Genomic DNA, 16,140 nt, shown 5'->3' with positions numbered 1-16,140 from the left:
ATTACCAAGATTTGGTAAAACGCGGCCACTGTGGCGCCTTGGCGACCAAGTTTTCACTCGGGCATCACAAGCCCCAGTGTTTAGGGACTGGTCAGCGAACGACTCGCGAGGGGTCGAACAGGGTCAGAACAGGACCCGCGCGAGCTGTGTGCGCGCCGCCGTCACCCGCGGGTCGTCCGAGCCGACCACTTCGAGGAGTTCGAGCAGCCGCACCCGCGCGGCGTCCCGGTCCTCGCCCGCCGTGCGCCGCACCGCGTCGATGAGCCGCCCGAAGGCGTCCTCGACATGACCGCCCACCAGATCCAGGTCGGCGGCGGCGATCTGCGCCGGCACGTCCGCGGGGTTGTCGGCCGCGTCCTTGCGGACCTGCTGCGGGTCCAGGCCCTGGACGCGCTGCAGCAGTTCGGCCTGGGCGAGACCGAGCTTGGCCTCCGTGTTGCCCGGGTCGTCGCCGAGTACGTTGCGGTACGCCTGGACCGCGCCGCCCAGGTCGCCCGCGTCAAGCGCCTCGACCGCCGCTTCGAGCAGCGCGTCATAGGGACCCGCCGGAACCTCGGCGGGAGCGGGCGCCTCCTGGTCGCCGCCCTGGGCGTCCGGGTCGACGACGAGACCGGTCAGGCCGAAGCGCTCCTCTCCGACCTGGATCAGCTGGTCCAGGGTCTGGCGGATCTGCTCCACCGGGGCCGCGCCCTGGAAGAGCGGCAGGGCCTGCCCGGCCACCACCGCGAAGACGGCCGGGATCCCCTGGACCCCGAACTGCTGCATCAGCATCTGGTTGGCGTCGACGTCGATCTTGGCGAGGACGAACCGGCCGTTGTACTCCCGCGCGAGGCCTTCGAGCAGCGGACTCAGCTGCTTGCACGGCTCGCACCACTCGGCCCAGAAGTCGATGACGACCGGGACCTCGGTGGAACGCTGCAGGACCTCGCTCTCGAAGCCCGCCTCGTCTACGTCGATGACGAGACTCGCGGGAGAAACGGCGGACACGGCGCCGCCGCCCTGCCGGGCCGCTTCGGCGCGCGCCTGCTCCGCCTTCGCCTTGGCCTCCTGGGCCGCCTTCACGGCGGCGAGGTCGACGACTCCGCTCATGGACATGTTCCGTGGCTGCATGAGTACATCCTCCCCCAAGCCGTGCGGGAACCGCGCCTGTCCGTGACCCCCCGCCGGATTGCGGGGCCACGGACGGCCGCGGTGCCAAGGTCCCGAGGAGGACCGCTGGTTGTCGGTACGGGGTCCCCACCCCGTACCTGTGGTGTCGCTGTGGTTGTCGCTCCACTGTCGCTGCTTCGGATCGTGGGCTTCGAGAAGTGCCGTTCGTCTGCCGCTCACGATCTTTCGCTACGAGTCGTAGCGTAACTGTCCCGCGTCGCGCGTGGACCGCCCACCTGGACGAACTTCGGTGATCTCGCTCACTCGCCGCCGTTCAGGACGGATCCGTACTGGCCGGTATGGTCGCGGGATGCAGAGCCGCATCCCCCCATCCGCCCGCACGGGCGGCCGTCCCCGCAGCGCGGCGGCGGACACCGCGATCCTGGAGTCGACCCGTCAGGCACTGGTCGAACTCGGCTGGTCCAAGCTGACCCTCGGCGATGTCGCCACGCGGGCCGGCGTCGCCAAGACGACCCTCTACCGCCGCTGGGCGGGCAAGAGCGAGCTGGTCGTGGACGCGGTGGCGGAACTCTTCGACGAGCTGGAACTGCCGGACCGGGGCAGCCTCGCCGCCGACATCGAGGGCGTGGTCCTGCAGTTCGCGGCACTGCTGAGCCGCCCCGAGACGAAGACCGCGCTGATGGCGGTGGTCGCCGAGTCGACGTCGGACGAGCCCCTGCGGGAGCGGATCCGCACGTCGATCGTGGACCGCCAGAAGCGGCTGGTCCTCGCGGGGCGGCAGCGGGCACAGCAGCGGGGGGAACTCCCCCCGGAACCCGACCCCGCGGCCGCCGCGCGGACGGCCGACCTCATCTTCGACGTGACAGCGGGCGCGGTGGTCCACCGCGCCCTGGTCAGCGCGGAACCAATCGACGAGGCCTGGGCCCGCAGCTTCACCTTGCTGCTGCTGGGCGGGCTGTCGGCGGCTGCGGCGCAACCTTGATCGGGCGGCGACGAGAGTGCCCCGCAAGGGGCGCGGGGAACTGCGCGACCAGCCACACACAGCCCGCGGCCGAAGATCAGACCTGATAGCGGTCCGGAGCAAAGAGGCGCAGGTTCTCGGCAACCCAGGCCGAGGTCAGCTTCAACCCCTCCGTCAGGGAAACCTGAGGCTCCCACCCCGACAGCTCCCGAGCGAGGGAGTTGTCGGACAGCAGCCGCTGCACCTCGCTCCCGGAGGGGCGGAGGCGGGACGGGTCGACGACCACCTTCGCCTCGCGGCCGGACGCCACGATCAACGCCTCCGCCAGGTCACCGATCGAAATCTCCCGGCCCACCCCGAGATTCACCGCATGGCCAACGGCACCCGCACACCCCGCCAGCGCCATGAACCCCCGCGCGGTGTCCGTCACGTACGTGAAATCACGCGTCGGCGTCAGCGAGCCCAGCTTGATCTCCCGTGCCCCGGAGTGGAGTTGGGCCAGGATCGTGGGGATCACCGCGCGGGCCGACTGCCGCGGCCCGTACGTGTTGAAGGGGCGCACCACCGTCACCGGCAGCTCGAAGGCGTGCCAGTGGGAGAGCGCCATCATGTCGGCGCCTATCTTCGACGCGGAGTACGGCGACTGGGGCTGAAGCGGGTGATCCTCGGAGATGGGGGCGGTCAGCGCCGTCCCGTACACCTCGCTGGTGGACGTGTGGACCAGCCGCCGCACCGAGTGCCGCCGGCACGCCTCCGCCACGTTCTCCGTGCCGACGACATTCGTCTGGACGTACGCGCCCGGGGAGTCGTACGAGTACGGAATGCCGATCAGCGCGGCCAGGTGGAAGACGGTGTCACAGCCCTCGACCGCGTCCATCACGCGCCCGGCGTCCCGGACGTCGCCCGCGAGCATCTCGACCCGCGGGTCGCCGAGCAGATGCGCGAGGTGCCCCTTCTCCGCGTACGGCTTGTAGTGCACGAAGGCGCGGACCTTCGCGCCCTGCTCCAGGAGCAGATCGACGAGCGTCGAGCCGATGAAGCCCTCGGCTCCGGTGACGAGGACAGTACGGCCGGTCCAGTCGAAGGTGTCGTTGCGGTTCATGCGTACTCCAAGTGAGAGGCGTGGTGGGTGAGTTGGATGACCCGCTCGGCGAGCAGATCGGCGGCGCGGGCGTGCGGCCCCGGATCGGCCGCACCGCTCATCGCGGCGAGCCGCGCGGGATCGGCGAGCAGCGGCCCGACAAGCTCCGCGAGCCGCGCCGCCGTCGTCTCGCCGTCGGACAGCAGCAGACCCGCGCCCGCGTCGGAGAGGACCCGCGCGTTGTGGGTCTGGTGGTCGCCGGGCGCGTGCGGGTAGGGGACGAGGACGGCCGGAACCCCGGTGGCGGCGAGCTCCGCGACGGTCGCCGAACCGGCGCGGCAGACGACCAGGTCCGCGGCGGCGTACGCGAGGTCCATCCGGTCGAGGTAGGGCACGGCGCGGGCGATGGTGTCCGCACCCGCCTCCGTCAGGCGCCGCCGCGTCTCGTCGAGGGCGGCGGGCCCGGTCTTGATGAGGAGCTGTACATCGCCGCGGTGCCGCCAGCGCGCCGCGAGCCCCACGGCCGCCTCGGTGAGCCGGGCCGCACCGAGACTGCCGCCGTTGAAGAGCAGCATCCGGGCCGCTTCCGGCACCCCGTACTCCCGGCGGGCCTCGGCCCGCAGCGCGGCACGGTCGAGCGCGGCGAGCGGCGCGGCGATCGGCATCCCGGTGGTGAAGGCCCGGTCGCCGCCGGGCAGATGCGCCTTGCTGCGGTCGAAGGCGACCGCGATGTTCGGGGTGAGCCGGGCGGCGAAACGGTTGGCGCGGCCGGGGACGGCGTTCGACTCGTGGATGAGGCTGGGCAGACCGGCCATCCTGGCGCCGACGATGACCGGGGCGCTCGGGTAGCCGCCCATGCCGACGGCCACCTGCGCGCCCTGTGCCCGCAGGATCGCCCGGCACTGGGCGCCGGACTTCACCAGGGCGGCGGGCAGCAGATACCGCTTGGCGCCGAGCGACGGGTCGAACGGAATCATGTCGACGGTGTGGAGCCGGTACCCGGCGTCCGGTATCAGCCGGGTCTCAAGCCCCCGTTCCGTACCGACGAAGGAGACGACCGCGCCGGGCACGGCCCGCCGCAGGGCGTCGGCGAGGGCGAGCCCGGGATAGATGTGCCCGCCGGTGCCGCCCGCGCCGATGACGACGGAGAGCGGCGGCCTGGCCCCCGCATCGGGAGATCGCATATCGGGTGTTCGCATGGCAATGGAGCATCACGAGCAGGTCTAAGAGTGTTTTAAGAGCAAGGTTTGGCACCTTTGATCCATGAGATCTCCGAGCACAAGCGACGCCCGTCCGCGTTGTGGGCAGGCGTTCCGCACGGCGGAACGGGTGGGCACGACGCCACACCGCCGGGCACCGATGAACCAGGCGCCCAGCACCGGCACGGCAGGCCCCACGTGACGCAAGCCCCCGCCGCCAAGATTCTCGTAGTAGATGACGACCCCGAGGTCCGCGCAGCGGTAGAGGACGCCCTCACGATCGAGGGCCACCTGGTCCGCGGCGCCGCCGACGGCCAGCGCGCGCTCACGGCAGTGGCCCGCTGGGAGCCCGACCTCCTGGTCCTGGACGTCCTGATGCCGGTCCTGGACGGCCTCGCCGTATGCCGCCAATTGCGCGCCGCAGGCGACCGCACCCCCGTACTCGTCCTCACCGCCCTGGACTCCGTCAGCGAACGCGTCGACGGCCTCGACGCGGGCGCGGACGACTACCTGGTCAAGCCCTTCGCCCTGGACGAGCTGGTGGCCCGCGTCAGGGCCCTGCTGCGCCGCGCCGCCCCCGAGCGCGCCGCCGACGAAACCGGCGGCGAGCTCAGCTACGGAGACCTCACCCTCGACCCGGCCACCCGCACCGGCCGCCGGGGCTCCCGCCCGATCGAGTTCAGCCGCACCGAAGCCGCCCTGCTCGAACTGCTCCTGCGCAACGCGGGCCAGGTGCTGCCCCGCGAACTGATCCAGGAGTCGGTATGGGGCCGCGACTTCGGCCCGGACTCCAACTCCCTTGCCGTGTACGTCGGTTATCTGCGCCGCAAGCTGGAGTCGGACGGCGAGCCCCGCATCGTGCACACCGTGCACGGCGTCGGCTACCGGCTCGGCAGCCCATGAGCGCCCGCCGCAGGCTCGGCGCCCGGTGGCGCCGCCGCCGCCCGCTGCGCGCCCGGCTCGCGGTGGCCACCGCCGCGGCGGTCGCCCTCGTCGCGGTCGGGGTGTGCATGGCCGCGTTCCTCGTCATCCGCTTCAAGCTGTACCAGCAGCTCGACCAGAACCTCGCCCAGTCGGCGACCCTGATCGCCCAGCAGCAGCACGACGGCGGGCCGGGCGTCGTCACGGGCCAGTGCCGGTTCCTCGGCGCACCGGCCTGCTCGCAGATCGTCCCCGCCGACGCGGACGACGACCCGTCCGAGCCCTACCTCCTCCCGGTCTCGTCCGCCACCCGGCGGGTCGCGAGCGGCCAACTGGCGCCGTACAGAACGGACTTCACGCTGCACGGGAAGCCGGTCCGGATGCTCACCACCAGCTACGGCAAGGGCGAGGCCGTGCAGGTCGCCCTGCGGGCCGACATCGCGAACCGGGGCGTGCGGCAGACCGCGTACCTCCTCTCGGCGGTGGGCGGCGTCGGCATCCTGCTCTCCGGGCTCGGCGGCTACTGGGTCTCGCGCACCGCCCTCGCCCCGGTCGCCCGCCTCACCGCCACCGCGGAACGCATCGCGGCCACCCGCGACGCCCGGCACCGCATCGAGCTGCCGCCGGGGCCACCGGGCCGCGAGGACGAGGTGACGCGGCTCGCGACCTCCTTCAACACCATGCTGGCCGAGCTGGAGGAGTCGGTCACCGCCCGCCGCCGCCTCGTCGCCGACGCCTCGCACGAGCTGCGTACGCCGCTGACGGCGCTGCGTACGAACGCGGAACTCCTGGCCCGGGCCGACCGCCTGACGGACACTCAGCGCGACCGGGCATCAGGAGCCCTGACCCGCCAGCTCCGTGAAGTCACCGGCATGGTCAACGACTTGATCGAGCTGGCCCGGGACGAGGAGCCACAGCCCCTCCTGGAGGAGGTACGCCTCGCACCACTGGTGGCCCACGGGGTGGACGCGGCGCGCGGCCACTGGCCCCAGGTCCCCTTCACCCTCCAAGTGGCCCCGGAAGCCGCCGAGTTGAACATCCCAGGAGTCCCCGCACGCCTGTCCCGCCTGCTGACGAACCTCCTCGACAACGCGGCCAAGTTCAGCCCGCCGGGGACGCCGGTGGAAGTGACCCTCACCCGCACCACCCTGACGGTCCGCGACCACGGGCCCGGCATCGCGGCGGAGGACCTCCCCTACGTCTTCGACCGCTTCTACCGCGCGGAGAAGGCCCGCGCCCTTCCGGGCTCGGGCCTTGGCCTGGCGATGGCACGCCAGATCGCGCACGCGCATGGCGCGGAGCTGACCGCCGAGGCGGCGCCGGGCGGCGGCGCGCAGTTCAGACTGACGCTCCCTGCTTAGCCCACGCCTACTGGGTCCACTCCTACTTGGTCCACCCCTACTTGGTCCACGCGCAACTGCCGAGCGTCGCCTTGCCCTCGGCGACGAGCCGGTCCGCTTCCTTCGCGTACGGCACCTTCGTGTGCTTGCCGCGGCAGATGACCGTCCGCTCCCCCTGCCCGGCCAGGTCGACCAGGATCTGATCCCAGTGCCGGTACTGCACGTCGTGCCCGGAGTCGGCGTACGTACGCACCTTCGCCGTGTCGGGCAGCGCCTCCTGCCAGGTCTTGAGGGTGGCCGGCGGAACGGTCGTGTCCTTCTTTCCGCCGTAGAGGTAGACGGGGGCGTCGAGCTTCGCGAGATCCGGGCCCGGCCGCTCGCAGTACAGCTTCTGCTCGTGCACCTGCGGCGCCGGATCGGCCTGCTGGCCGCGCTGGTTGTAGGTCCGCGCGCCCTCTTCGTACGCCGTGTCGGCGAAGCCCGGTATCGACTTGACGGGGCTGTCGTCGGGGAACGCCCACCACTTGCGGGGATCCTTGATCGAGTCCTTCAGGGCGGCGGCAAGCGCCTCGTCGGACATCGCGCAGTACGCGGGCTTCGCCCCGTACGGCGGGAGCGCGGCGGCCAGATGCAGCGCCGAGATCCGCCCGGGCGCCCGCGAGGCCAGCTCCGCCGCGTACGGCCCGCCGCCGGAGATCGCGACGACGCTGACGTCGTCGATCTTCAGCCGGTCGAGCACCTCCAGCGCGTCCTTCGCGAAGTCCGCCTTGCCCAGGCCCTTGTCGAATTCGGTGTCGCCGAAGCCGTTGCGCTCCACGGAGATGATGCGCAGGCCGAGGTTCTCGCGCGTCGTACGGAAGTAGTCCGTCATGTGCGCGGCGCGGGCGCTGGTGCCGGTGCCGCCGATGTAGAGGACGGGCTTGCCGTCCTTGTTGCCGGAGTCGGAGTAGTGCGCCGTCCGCCCGTTCGCCAGCTTCGCCGCGTACACCTCGGGGCCCAGCGAGTCGAAGGCGTCCTGGACCTTCGGCTCGGCCGGCGGGCTGGCGCTCACCTCACCGGAACCGCCCACCGCCAGCGCACCGAGCAGAGTGACCGAGGCGACTCCGATGGCGGTGACGGCGGTACGGGTGGGCCCGGGCAGGCTCGCAGGTGACACAGGTGGCTCCAGGGGCAGAACGAACTGACGTTCGCCGCGCCTACCCAACTAAGTGCCGACCACACCCATCACTTCGACCATGCAGGTGCGCCCCGCAGGGGCGCGGGGCTGTGACACTTGCGGCTCCGCCGCGTGGGCGCGACAAGCCACAACGAGCCCGCAGATCCCCACGCACCACCAAACCCCCGAACTAGAACCCAGGCGGCTCGGTGTAAATCCCCCACTCATCCCGCAGCGCATCACAGATCTCCCCGAGGGTCGCCTCGGCCCGCACCGCCTCCAGCATGGGGCCGATCATGTTCGACCCGTCCCGCGCGGCAGCCAGCATGGCGTCCAGCGAGGCCCGCACCCTCGCATCGTCCCGCGCACCCCGGCGGGCCCCGAGCACCTTCACCTGCTCCCGCTCCACCTCATGACTGACCCGCAGAATCTCCAGGTCACCGGTGACGGAACCATGGTGGACATTGACGCCCACGACCCGCTTGTCACCCTTCTCCAGGGACTGCTGGTACTGGAAGGCCGATTCGGCGATGTTGCCGGTGAACCAGCCGTCCTCTATGCCCCGCAGGATCCCGGAGGTGATGGGCCCGATGGGGTGCTGCCCATCCGGGTGCGCCCGACGCCCCCGCTCCTTGATCTGCTCGAAGATCTTCTCGGCGTCGGCCTCGATACGGTCGGTGAGCTGCTCCACGTACCAGGAACCGCCCAGCGGATCCGCCACGTTGGCGACGCCGGTCTCCTCCATCAGCACCTGCTGCGTGCGCAGCGCGATCTCGGCGGCCTGCTCGCTGGGCAGCGCGAGGGTCTCGTCGAGGGCGTTCGTGTGCAGGGAGTTGGTGCCGCCGAGGACCGCGGAGAGCGCCTCGACGGCGGTGCGTACGACGTTGTTGTACGGCTGCTGTGCCGTCAGGGAGACCCCCGCGGTCTGCGTGTGGAAGCGCAGCCACTGGGCCTTGTCGGTCTTGGCGCCGTACACGTCCCGCATCCAGCGGGCCCAGATCCTGCGGGCCGCGCGGAACTTGGCGATCTCCTCGAAGAAGTCCAGGTGCGCGTCGAAGAAGAAGCTCAGTCCGGGCGCGAAGACGTCCACGTCCATGCCGCGGCTCAGGCCCAGCTCGACGTAACCGAAGCCGTCGGCAAGCGTGTACGCCAGCTCCTGCGCGGCCGTCGCCCCGGCCTCGCGGATGTGATAGCCGGAGACCGACAGGGGCTTGTACGCGGGGATGTCGCGCGCGCAGTGCTCCATCAGGTCGCCGATGAGGCGCAGGTGCGGCTCGGGCTGGAAGAGCCACTCCTTCTGGGCGATGTACTCCTTGAAGATGTCCGTCTGGAGCGTGCCGTTCAGGATGCCCGGGTCGATGCCCTGCCGCTCGGCGGCGACCAGGTACATGCAGAAGACGGGGACGGCGGGTCCGGAGATCGTCATCGACGTCGTGACGTCACCGAGCGGGATGTCCTTGAACAGGACCTCCATGTCGGCGGCCGAGTCGATGGCGACCCCGCAGTGCCCGACCTCGCCGAGCGAGTGCGCGTCGTCGGAGTCGCGGCCCATCAGGGTCGGCATGTCGAAGGCCACGGAGAGGCCGCCGCCGCCGGCGGCCAGGATCATCTTGTAGCGCTCGTTCGTCTGCTCGGCGTTGCCGAAGCCGGCGAACTGGCGGATGGTCCAGGTCCGGCCGCGGTAGCCGGTGGGGTGGAGTCCGCGGGTGAAGGGGTACTCGCCGGGCCATCCGATCCGCTCGAATCCCTCATAGGTGTCCCCGGGCCGCGGCCCGTAGACGGGCTCGACCGGGTCGCCGGAGAGCGTCGTGAAATCCGCGTCGCGCTTCTTCGCGGTGTCGTACCGGGCCTGCCAGCGACGGCGGCCCTCCTCGATGGCGTCAGCGTCCATACCTTCGAATTTACTAGGACGTCCTAGTAAATGTCGATGGCTGACCGCCACGGGTATCTCCGCGGCGGTGGAGGCTACGCCTTGGCGGTGACCGGCGAACCGTCGACGATCAGCGGCTCGACGTCCCGCGCGACCTTGCGCTCGACGAAGAACGCGGCCGTCGGAATGGTGCCCGAGACCAGCACCCAGAGCAGCTTCCCGAAGGGCCACTTCGCCTTGGAGCCCAGGTCGAAGGCGAAGATCAGGTAGATGATGTAGAGGACGCCGTGGACCTGGGAGACGACCAGCGTCAGGTCCTCACCCTTGTCGAAGCCGTACTTGAAAACCATGCAGGTGCACAGCACGAGCAACATGACGGCGGTGACATAGGCCATCACCCGGTATCGGGTCAGCACGCTCTTCTTCATGCGTTCGAGGGTATCGGCCCGTTTTGCGCGATCTTCCGGCGGCCCCGCTTCCGGTACCGCCCGCCCCCTACTGCTCCTCGAAGTCCTCCGCCGCGACCCGCAGCGGCCGCAGCATCGCGAAGATCTCCGCGCACTCCTCGGCGTCGTACACCCCGAGCCCGAAGTCCATCGCCATCAGCTCGCGGGTGGCGGCCTCGACGACCTCGCGGCCCTTCTCCGTGATGGAGGCGAGCGTGCCGCGCCCGTCGTTGGGGTTCGGGCGCTTGTCGACGAGGCCGGACTTCACCAGGCGGTCGACCGTGTTCGTGACCGACGTGGGGTGGACCATGAGCCGCTCGCCGATCTTCGACATCGGCAGCTCGCCGGCCTGCGAGAAGGTCAGCAGGACCAGCGCCTCGTAGCGCGCGAAGGTCAGTCCGTACGGCTTGACGACCGCGTCGACCTCGGCGAGCAGGATCTGGTGCGCCCGCATGATCGAGGTGATCGCACCCATGGCCGGGACCGATCCCCAGCGCTGCTTCCAGAGTTCGTCGGCGCGGGCGATGGGATCGAAGGGAAGGCTGAGCGGCTTCGGCACGCCAAAGACCTTACCCGCCGGTCACATGCTGGTCAGCCCCGTCTCGCAATTCGGTCGCCCGTTCCCGTACGTCATTGGATCCGCCGGGAGCGGTACGGGCCGTGGCCCGGACTTCCACCACCAGGACCAGGCAGCACACCGTGCCCAGGATGCCCGCGCCCGTCACGACCGTGCTCACCGCGAAGAACTCGGCGGCAAGACCGGCGAGCGCCATGCCGACCCCCTGGATCGTCATGAGCCCGGCCGTGTGCACGGTCATGGCCCGCCCGCGCAGCTCCTGCGGCACGGCGTCGACGAACCAGCGGTCGAGGCCCAGGGTGTACGCGGACCCGGCCCCGGCGAGCGCGAGGGCGAGCATCGCCCAGACCAGGCCCGGCGTCACGGCGTACACGGCGAGCGGCAGCAGTGTGACGGAGGCGAGCGGCAGGGCGATGCGGGCACGGGTGCCCGCGGAGAGCACGGACCCGGCGTACAGCTCGCTCGCGATCGTGCCGACCGGCAGCGCGCACATCAGCAGGCCGACGCCCGCGACGCCGACGCCGATCTCGTCGGCGTACGGGGCGGCGAGCGCCTCCGGGGCGACCATGAACATCGGCGGTGCCCAGAGCAGGAGCAGCAGCGCCCGGATCCGGCGGTCGCCGAGGATCTGCCGCGTGCCGCCGAGGGAGTAGCGGACGAGCGCTGAGCCACCGTCCCCGCGGGCGGGCCTGCGCCGCGTGCCGAGCCGCAGGAGCAGCGCCGACGCCAGGAACGTACAGACGGTGATGACGAGTGCCCCGCGCGCGGGCACGAAGGTGAGCAGCACGCCGCCGAGGCCGAAGCCGACGAGCACGGAGCTCTGCGAGACGATCCGCAGCAGGGAGCGCCCGAGCACGAACAGATCGCCGTCCCCGAGGATGTCGGTGAGGGTCGCCATCCGCGTCCCGTTGAAGACCGGCGAGACGACGGCGATGACGCACCGCAGCGCGAGCAGCGCGAAGACGGGCGTCGCGGGCAGCGCCATCAGGGCCGCGCACCCGGCACACAGGAGGTCGCAGAGCACGAGCACCCGGCGGGGCGGATACCGGTCGGCGATCCCGGAGAGCAGCGTCCCCCCGATCAGGTAGGGCAGCATGCCGAGCGCGAAGGTGAGCGCGCTGAGCAGCGGCGACCCGGTGAGCGAGTACACGAGGACGGTCAGCGCGACCTCGCTGACGATGACGCCGAGCAGCGAGAGGGCGTGCGCGAGGAAGACGGTGCGGAACTCACGGACGGCGAAAACGCGGCGGTAGCCGGTGGGTTTCTCTTCGGGCATGTCCGCACCCTGCACGCGCGCGTGCCCTCGCCCTAGAGTTTCGGCTCCAGGCGAATCGGGCGGTCTTTCGGGCGGGGGCGTCATGCCGTATCAATTGCACTTCGGGCAGGACGACCTGCTGCGCTGCCGGTTCGCGATCTCGCCCCTGTGGGAGACGCAGGAGGCCGTGCGCACCCTCAAGCGCCCCGACCGGCACGGCTACCACCCGCAGTGGCTGCGGCGGATCCGCGGGGCGGGTGCGCGGCTCGACCTCGCGGCGGTCTGGCTCCTGATGCCGCGCCGCGGGCACTGCCCCGACTTCCTCGGGCCGCCGCCGATCGGGCCCGCGGCCACCTTCGATGAGGAGATCGCGGCCGTGCGCGCGACGGACCCGGAGGTCGCGCTCGACGACATGGCCCGTGCCCTGGACTGCACGCCGGGGGCGGCGGCCAGCCCGCTGGGGCGCGCGCTCGTCGGCGATCCGGCGCGCGCGGTGCGGGAGCTCGCGGACGTCATGGAGGCCGCCTGGCACGCCCTGATCGAGCCGGACTGGCCCCGCCTTCGCACCCTCTTGGAGGCCGACGTGGCCTTCCACTCGCGCCGCCTCGCCGAGGTCGGGCTCGGCGGGCTCCTGAGCGAGCTCGACCCGCGGCTCAGCTGGAACGCGGGGACGCTCGCCGTGGACTGGAACGGCGAGCATGTGCGCGATCTGCGGGGCGAGGGCCTGGTCCTGATGCCGAGCGTCTTCACCTGGCCCGACGTGGTCGGCGGGCACGACCCGCCGTGGCAGCCGACCATCGCCTATCCCGCACGCGGCCTCGCCGGGCTCTGGGCGGGGCCCGGCGAACGTACGCCCGAAGCACTCGTACGCCTCCTCGGCCGCGGCCGGGCGACCGTCCTCGCCGCGCTCGGCGACCCCGCCACCACCTCGGCCCTCGCCCACCGCCTGGGCCTGGCCCCGTCATCCGTGTCCGCGCACCTGGGCACGTTGCGCGACGCGGGTCTGCTGGTCTCGCGGCGGTACGGGCATCAGGTCCTGTACGAGCGGACGCCGCTGGGCATCGCGCTGGCGAGTGGCGGCATCTGAGGCGGCCCAAGGCGCTATCTGAGGTGATCCGAGTCGATCTGAGGCGACCGGTCCCGGTGTCGCAACCGAAGCGTATTCGACCGTTATGTAACGATTGCCGCGACGCGTCACCGTCGCCCAAGGGGTCTGGATGCACCGGCTGCTCCGCACGTTCACGGCACTCACGGCCCTCACGGCCCTCACGGCCCTCGGGCTCACGGGCTGCTCGTCCGGCTCCGGGTCCGGCTCCGGCAAGGAGAAGCCGGCCGCCGACGCGGGCCCCTCCACCGCCGCCGACCGGCCTCCCGAAAGCGCCTTCTGGGTCGACCCGAAGAGCGCCGCGGCCCGGCAGGTCGAGCAGTGGGAGCAGGAGGGGCGCCCCCAGGACGCCGCCGCGCTCAAGCGGATCTCCGAGCGGCCGATGGCGGTGTGGCCCGCGGGCGACAACCCGGCGCCCGACATCAAGGCCGCCGTCGACGGTGCCGCACAGAGCAACCGCACCGCCGTGTTCGTCGCGTACAACATCCCGCACCGCGACTGCGGCCAGCACTCCGCGGGCGGCGCGCACAGCTCCGACTTCTACCGCCAGTGGATCGACAAGTTCGCGGGGACGATCGGGGACCGCCCGGCCCTCGTCATCCTGGAGCCCGACGCGATCCCGCACATCGTGGACGGCTGCACGCCCGGCGAGTATCACGCCGACCGCTACCAACTGCTCTCCGAAGCCATCCAGCGGTTCAAGCAGCAGCCCCGGGTGAAGGTCTATCTGGACGCGGGCAACCCCGGCTGGATCGACCAGGCGGCCAAGCTCACCGAACCGCTCCGGCAGGCCGGCATCGACCGGGCCGACGGCTTCTCGCTGAATGTCTCCAACTTCCAGAACGACGAGACGATCAAGGCGTACGGCCGCAGCCTGTCGGGAACGGTCGGCGGGAAACACTTCGTGATGGACACCAGCCGCAACGGCAAGGGTCCGCTGGCCGGCGACCGCGAGGACGCCTGGTGCAATCCGCCGGGCCGGGGCCTCGGCACCCCGCCCACGGACAAGACGGGCGACGCGCTGCTCGACGCGGTCCTGTGGATCAAGCGCCCCGGCGACTCGGACGGACCGTGCCGGGGCGGCCCGGAGGCCGGCCAGTGGTGGCCCGACTACGCGCTGGGCCTCGCGCTCAACGCCAAGGGCGCCTGAGGGCACGTCACTTCACGTGGATCCACTTGGCCTCGGACGACGTGCCGTTCCGGTCCGTCACGAACAGCATGTACCAGCCCGGCGGCACCAGCGCGGTGTCGCCCCGGGGCACGTCCACCGTCACCGAACCCTTGCCCTTGGTGAGCCCGAGCGCGATCGACCGCTGCTCCACGTCCGTCGTGTGCGTCACCGCGCTGGGGCGCATCAGCCGGGCCGACGCGATCTTCGCCGCGTCTCGCGTACGGAACGTCGCGCGGCCGTCGGCGGCAAGAACCTCGGGCCCCTTGCCGAGCACGGGACGGTCCTTGCCGGCCTTGTGCAGGGTGGGCGGCGTGAAGACCTCCATGCGCTGCTCGAAGTGGCCGAGCTTGGTGTTCTCCTGGTTGTCGAAGAGCGGGTCGGAGCCGAAGGTGACGACCCGTCCGTCGGGCAGCAGCAGCGCCTCGGAGTGGTAGTTGCGGCCCACTCTGGGTGACGCCGCCTCACGGAAGGCGTTCGTCCTGGGGTCGTAGAACTGCGCCTTGAGGAGGTTGCTCGCGCCGCGCCCCCGGTAGTCCGTGGAGCCGTTGGACGTGAACACCGAGTCGTCCGGCATGATCACGCTGTTCAAGTAGCGGGTGCCATGCGGGAGTTGGGGCCCGGTCCGGAAGACGGGGCTGTCCTCCTTGAGATCCACCACCGCCGTGCGCCGGGTCGCCTTCTCGGACTCACCGACACCTCCACCACCAAGGATCATCACCTTCTGATCCTGCGCGGGCGGCAGCAGCACGGACGCGGACGTCTCCGTCTGATCGAGATCGACAAGCCCGGGGATCTTCTGGAACTTATTGGTCTTCAGATCCCACAGGCCGGGGGCACGGCCCTTGTCGGCAGGGCCGTAGCCCGCGTTCGACGCCGGGTAGAAGAGCTTGCCGCCCTTGGTGAGGAAGAGCGCGGGGTAGGTCGGGAAGTAGCGCTTGGGCCCGTTGGTCCACTTCTTCGTCTTCGGGTCGTAGATCTCGTTGTCGCCCGGGTCGATCATGCCCACGTCGTCGAGCCCGGAGACCGCGAGCACCCTGCCGTCGTCGAGACCGACGAGCGTCGGGTACCAACGGGCCTTCTCCATCGGCTCGACGGGGATGTATTTCTCGGCCTTCGGGTCGAACTCGTAGGCCGCCTTGATCCCTTGGAAGTCCTGCTTGTCCATGGTGATCTTCTCGGCGATCCCGTAGGCGTTGTCCGCTTCCTTGCCGGTCAGGCCCTCGATCTCGTACTGCGCGGACTCCTCGGTGACGGACCGCTCGCCCTCCTGGACGGCCTCCACGAAGACGCGTGCCTCGCTCGCCTTGACCGTCGCCTTCCAGGGCTGCATCACCCCGGACTTGGTGTACGTGATCTTGAAGTCCCGTTTGGCCTTGGGCACGTTGACGTCGAACCTGCTCACGTACTCGACGCCGGAGGGCGAGCGGAAGCGGGTGCCCTTCTTCAGAACGAGCGGCTTGTCGGGGTTCTCGTTCTTGACCCGCATGCCGCCGCCGGCCCGCTCGATCTCGCCGTCGAGGAGTTCGTAGCGCGCCGTGCCGCCCGCCACCAGGAGGCGCCCGTCGGGGAGTTGGGCGTGCCCGGAGCAGAAGAAGTCCTCGGGGGTCGCGATCTTCTTGAAGGTGTCCGTCTTCGGATTCCAGAGGATCGTGTCGAAGGACCCCTTGTCGAACTTCTTCTGCTCGTTGCCGGAGCCCGCGACGATCAGGACCTTGCCGGTGTGCAGGAGCGCCGCGTGGATGGCATTGGTGCGGTACTCGTCAGGAATACCGATCTGCTTCCAGGAGCCGTACTTCGCCTTGTAGCCGGGCTGGGCGATCTTGTACTCGTAGTACTGCTGCTCCGCGAAGGAGAGCGCCGCCGGTGCGTTGAGTCCGACGAGCAGCGCGCCCGCCCCGACTCCGAGGAGTGTCTTCTTCGTCCGTTTCGAGGGCCGGTAGGCCATGGG

14 protein-coding genes are annotated in these 16,140 nt (G+C 70.8%); 5 read left to right on the top strand and 9 right to left on the bottom strand.

Annotation, left to right across the window (positions count from 1 at the left end):
- Nucleotides 1-123 precede the first annotated feature (123 nt).
- The gene (locus OG453_RS25830; protein WP_266870870.1) at nucleotides 124-1,110 is read right to left on the bottom strand and encodes a tetratricopeptide repeat protein; all 987 of its coding nucleotides are present in this window, start codon (nucleotides 1,108-1,110) and stop codon (nucleotides 124-126) included.
- Between the two features lie 349 nt (nucleotides 1,111-1,459).
- Between OG453_RS25830 and OG453_RS25825 the strand changes: the two genes are divergently transcribed.
- Entirely contained in the window at nucleotides 1,460-2,092 is a 633-nt protein-coding gene (locus tag OG453_RS25825; protein WP_266870869.1) for a TetR/AcrR family transcriptional regulator, read from the top strand.
- A 76-nt stretch (nucleotides 2,093-2,168) separates the two neighbouring features.
- On the opposite strand, the gene OG453_RS25820 is transcribed toward OG453_RS25825, so the two are convergent.
- Complete coding sequence (locus OG453_RS25820; RefSeq protein WP_266870868.1) at nucleotides 2,169-3,173, bottom strand: SDR family NAD(P)-dependent oxidoreductase; 1,005 nt, start codon at nucleotides 3,171-3,173, stop codon at nucleotides 2,169-2,171.
- A complete protein-coding gene (locus OG453_RS25815) occupies nucleotides 3,170-4,351 on the bottom strand; it encodes a glycosyltransferase (protein ID WP_266870867.1) in 1,182 nt (393 codons plus the stop codon). Before OG453_RS25815 ends, OG453_RS25820 begins: the two co-directional genes overlap by 4 nt.
- Before the next feature lie 198 nt (nucleotides 4,352-4,549).
- Here OG453_RS25815 and OG453_RS25810 point away from each other — a divergent pair, with 198 nt between their 5' ends.
- Together OG453_RS25810 and OG453_RS25805 are read left to right on the top strand one after the other, a co-directional pair.
- Entirely contained in the window at nucleotides 4,550-5,254 is a 705-nt protein-coding gene (locus OG453_RS25810; protein WP_266870865.1) for a response regulator transcription factor, read from the top strand.
- Nucleotides 5,251-6,633, top strand: a complete 1,383-nt coding sequence (locus OG453_RS25805; protein WP_266870864.1) for a cell wall metabolism sensor histidine kinase WalK — start codon at nucleotides 5,251-5,253, stop codon at nucleotides 6,631-6,633. Before OG453_RS25810 ends, OG453_RS25805 begins: the two co-directional genes overlap by 4 nt.
- Nucleotides 6,634-6,670: 37 nt before the next feature.
- Here OG453_RS25805 and OG453_RS25800 read toward each other — a convergent pair whose 3' ends face one another.
- The 5 genes from OG453_RS25800 to OG453_RS25780 all read right to left on the bottom strand — a co-directional run bounded on the left by OG453_RS25800 (nucleotide 6,671) and on the right by OG453_RS25780 (nucleotide 11,937).
- Nucleotides 6,671-7,768 (bottom strand): alpha/beta fold hydrolase, encoded by a 1,098-nt coding sequence (locus OG453_RS25800; RefSeq protein WP_266870863.1) that lies wholly within the window; start codon nucleotides 7,766-7,768, stop codon nucleotides 6,671-6,673.
- A 190-nt stretch (nucleotides 7,769-7,958) separates the two neighbouring features.
- Nucleotides 7,959-9,659 (bottom strand): methylmalonyl-CoA mutase, encoded by a 1,701-nt coding sequence (locus tag OG453_RS25795; protein ID WP_266870862.1) that lies wholly within the window; start codon nucleotides 9,657-9,659, stop codon nucleotides 7,959-7,961.
- A 74-nt stretch (nucleotides 9,660-9,733) separates the two neighbouring features.
- Nucleotides 9,734-10,066, bottom strand: coding sequence for a DUF3817 domain-containing protein (locus tag OG453_RS25790; RefSeq protein ID WP_266870861.1), 333 nt, complete (start codon nucleotides 10,064-10,066; stop codon nucleotides 9,734-9,736).
- 67 nt (nucleotides 10,067-10,133) lie between these two features.
- Complete coding sequence (locus tag OG453_RS25785; RefSeq protein WP_266870860.1) at nucleotides 10,134-10,643, bottom strand: MarR family winged helix-turn-helix transcriptional regulator; 510 nt, start codon at nucleotides 10,641-10,643, stop codon at nucleotides 10,134-10,136.
- Between the two features lie 10 nt (nucleotides 10,644-10,653).
- Nucleotides 10,654-11,937 carry an MFS transporter gene (locus OG453_RS25780; protein WP_266870859.1) on the bottom strand — a complete coding sequence of 428 codons (1,284 nt, stop codon included), beginning with the start codon at nucleotides 11,935-11,937 and terminating at the stop codon, nucleotides 10,654-10,656.
- Nucleotides 11,938-12,019: 82 nt separating this feature from the next.
- Here OG453_RS25780 and OG453_RS25775 point away from each other — a divergent pair, with 82 nt between their 5' ends.
- Both OG453_RS25775 and OG453_RS25770 read left to right on the top strand, forming a co-directional pair.
- Nucleotides 12,020-13,003 carry a DUF5937 family protein gene (locus OG453_RS25775; protein WP_266870858.1) on the top strand — a complete coding sequence of 328 codons (984 nt, stop codon included), beginning with the start codon at nucleotides 12,020-12,022 and terminating at the stop codon, nucleotides 13,001-13,003.
- A 130-nt stretch (nucleotides 13,004-13,133) separates the two neighbouring features.
- Nucleotides 13,134-14,171: a glycoside hydrolase family 6 protein gene (locus OG453_RS25770; RefSeq protein WP_266870857.1), complete on the top strand. Its 1,038-nt coding sequence runs from the start codon at nucleotides 13,134-13,136 to the stop codon at nucleotides 14,169-14,171.
- Between the two features lie 7 nt (nucleotides 14,172-14,178).
- On the opposite strand, the gene OG453_RS25765 is transcribed toward OG453_RS25770, so the two are convergent.
- On the bottom strand, nucleotides 14,179-16,137 hold the full coding sequence (locus tag OG453_RS25765) for a kelch motif-containing protein (protein WP_266870856.1): 1,959 nt from the start codon (nucleotides 16,135-16,137) through the stop codon (nucleotides 14,179-14,181).
- Between the last annotated feature and the right edge of the window lie 3 nt (nucleotides 16,138-16,140).

The sequence above is a fragment of the Streptomyces sp. NBC_01381 genome, assembly GCF_026340305.1.
Classification (GTDB): Bacteria; Actinomycetota; Actinomycetes; order Streptomycetales; family Streptomycetaceae; genus Streptomyces.
This window is presented reverse-complemented; position numbering and strand designations above follow the sequence as displayed.

Excerpts from the sequence above, each read along its gene's own strand:
- OG453_RS25830 (WP_266870870.1), bottom strand. The coding sequence starts at position 1,110 with ATGCAGCCACGGAACATGTCCATGAGCGGAGTCGTCGACCTCGCCGCC.
- OG453_RS25825 (WP_266870869.1), top strand. The coding sequence starts at position 1,460 with ATGCAGAGCCGCATCCCCCCATCCGCCCGCACGGGCGGCCGTCCCCGC.
- OG453_RS25820 (WP_266870868.1), bottom strand. The coding sequence starts at position 3,173 with ATGAACCGCAACGACACCTTCGACTGGACCGGCCGTACTGTCCTCGTC.
- OG453_RS25815 (WP_266870867.1), bottom strand. The coding sequence starts at position 4,351 with ATGCGAACACCCGATATGCGATCTCCCGATGCGGGGGCCAGGCCGCCG.
- OG453_RS25805 (WP_266870864.1), top strand. The coding sequence starts at position 5,251 with ATGAGCGCCCGCCGCAGGCTCGGCGCCCGGTGGCGCCGCCGCCGCCCG.
- OG453_RS25795 (WP_266870862.1), bottom strand. The coding sequence starts at position 9,659 with ATGGACGCTGACGCCATCGAGGAGGGCCGCCGTCGCTGGCAGGCCCGG.
- OG453_RS25790 (WP_266870861.1), bottom strand. The coding sequence starts at position 10,066 with ATGAAGAAGAGCGTGCTGACCCGATACCGGGTGATGGCCTATGTCACC.
- OG453_RS25780 (WP_266870859.1), bottom strand. The coding sequence starts at position 11,937 with ATGCCCGAAGAGAAACCCACCGGCTACCGCCGCGTTTTCGCCGTCCGT.
- OG453_RS25775 (WP_266870858.1), top strand. The coding sequence starts at position 12,020 with ATGCCGTATCAATTGCACTTCGGGCAGGACGACCTGCTGCGCTGCCGG.
- OG453_RS25770 (WP_266870857.1), top strand. The coding sequence starts at position 13,134 with ATGCACCGGCTGCTCCGCACGTTCACGGCACTCACGGCCCTCACGGCC.
- OG453_RS25765 (WP_266870856.1), bottom strand. The coding sequence starts at position 16,137 with ATGGCCTACCGGCCCTCGAAACGGACGAAGAAGACACTCCTCGGAGTC.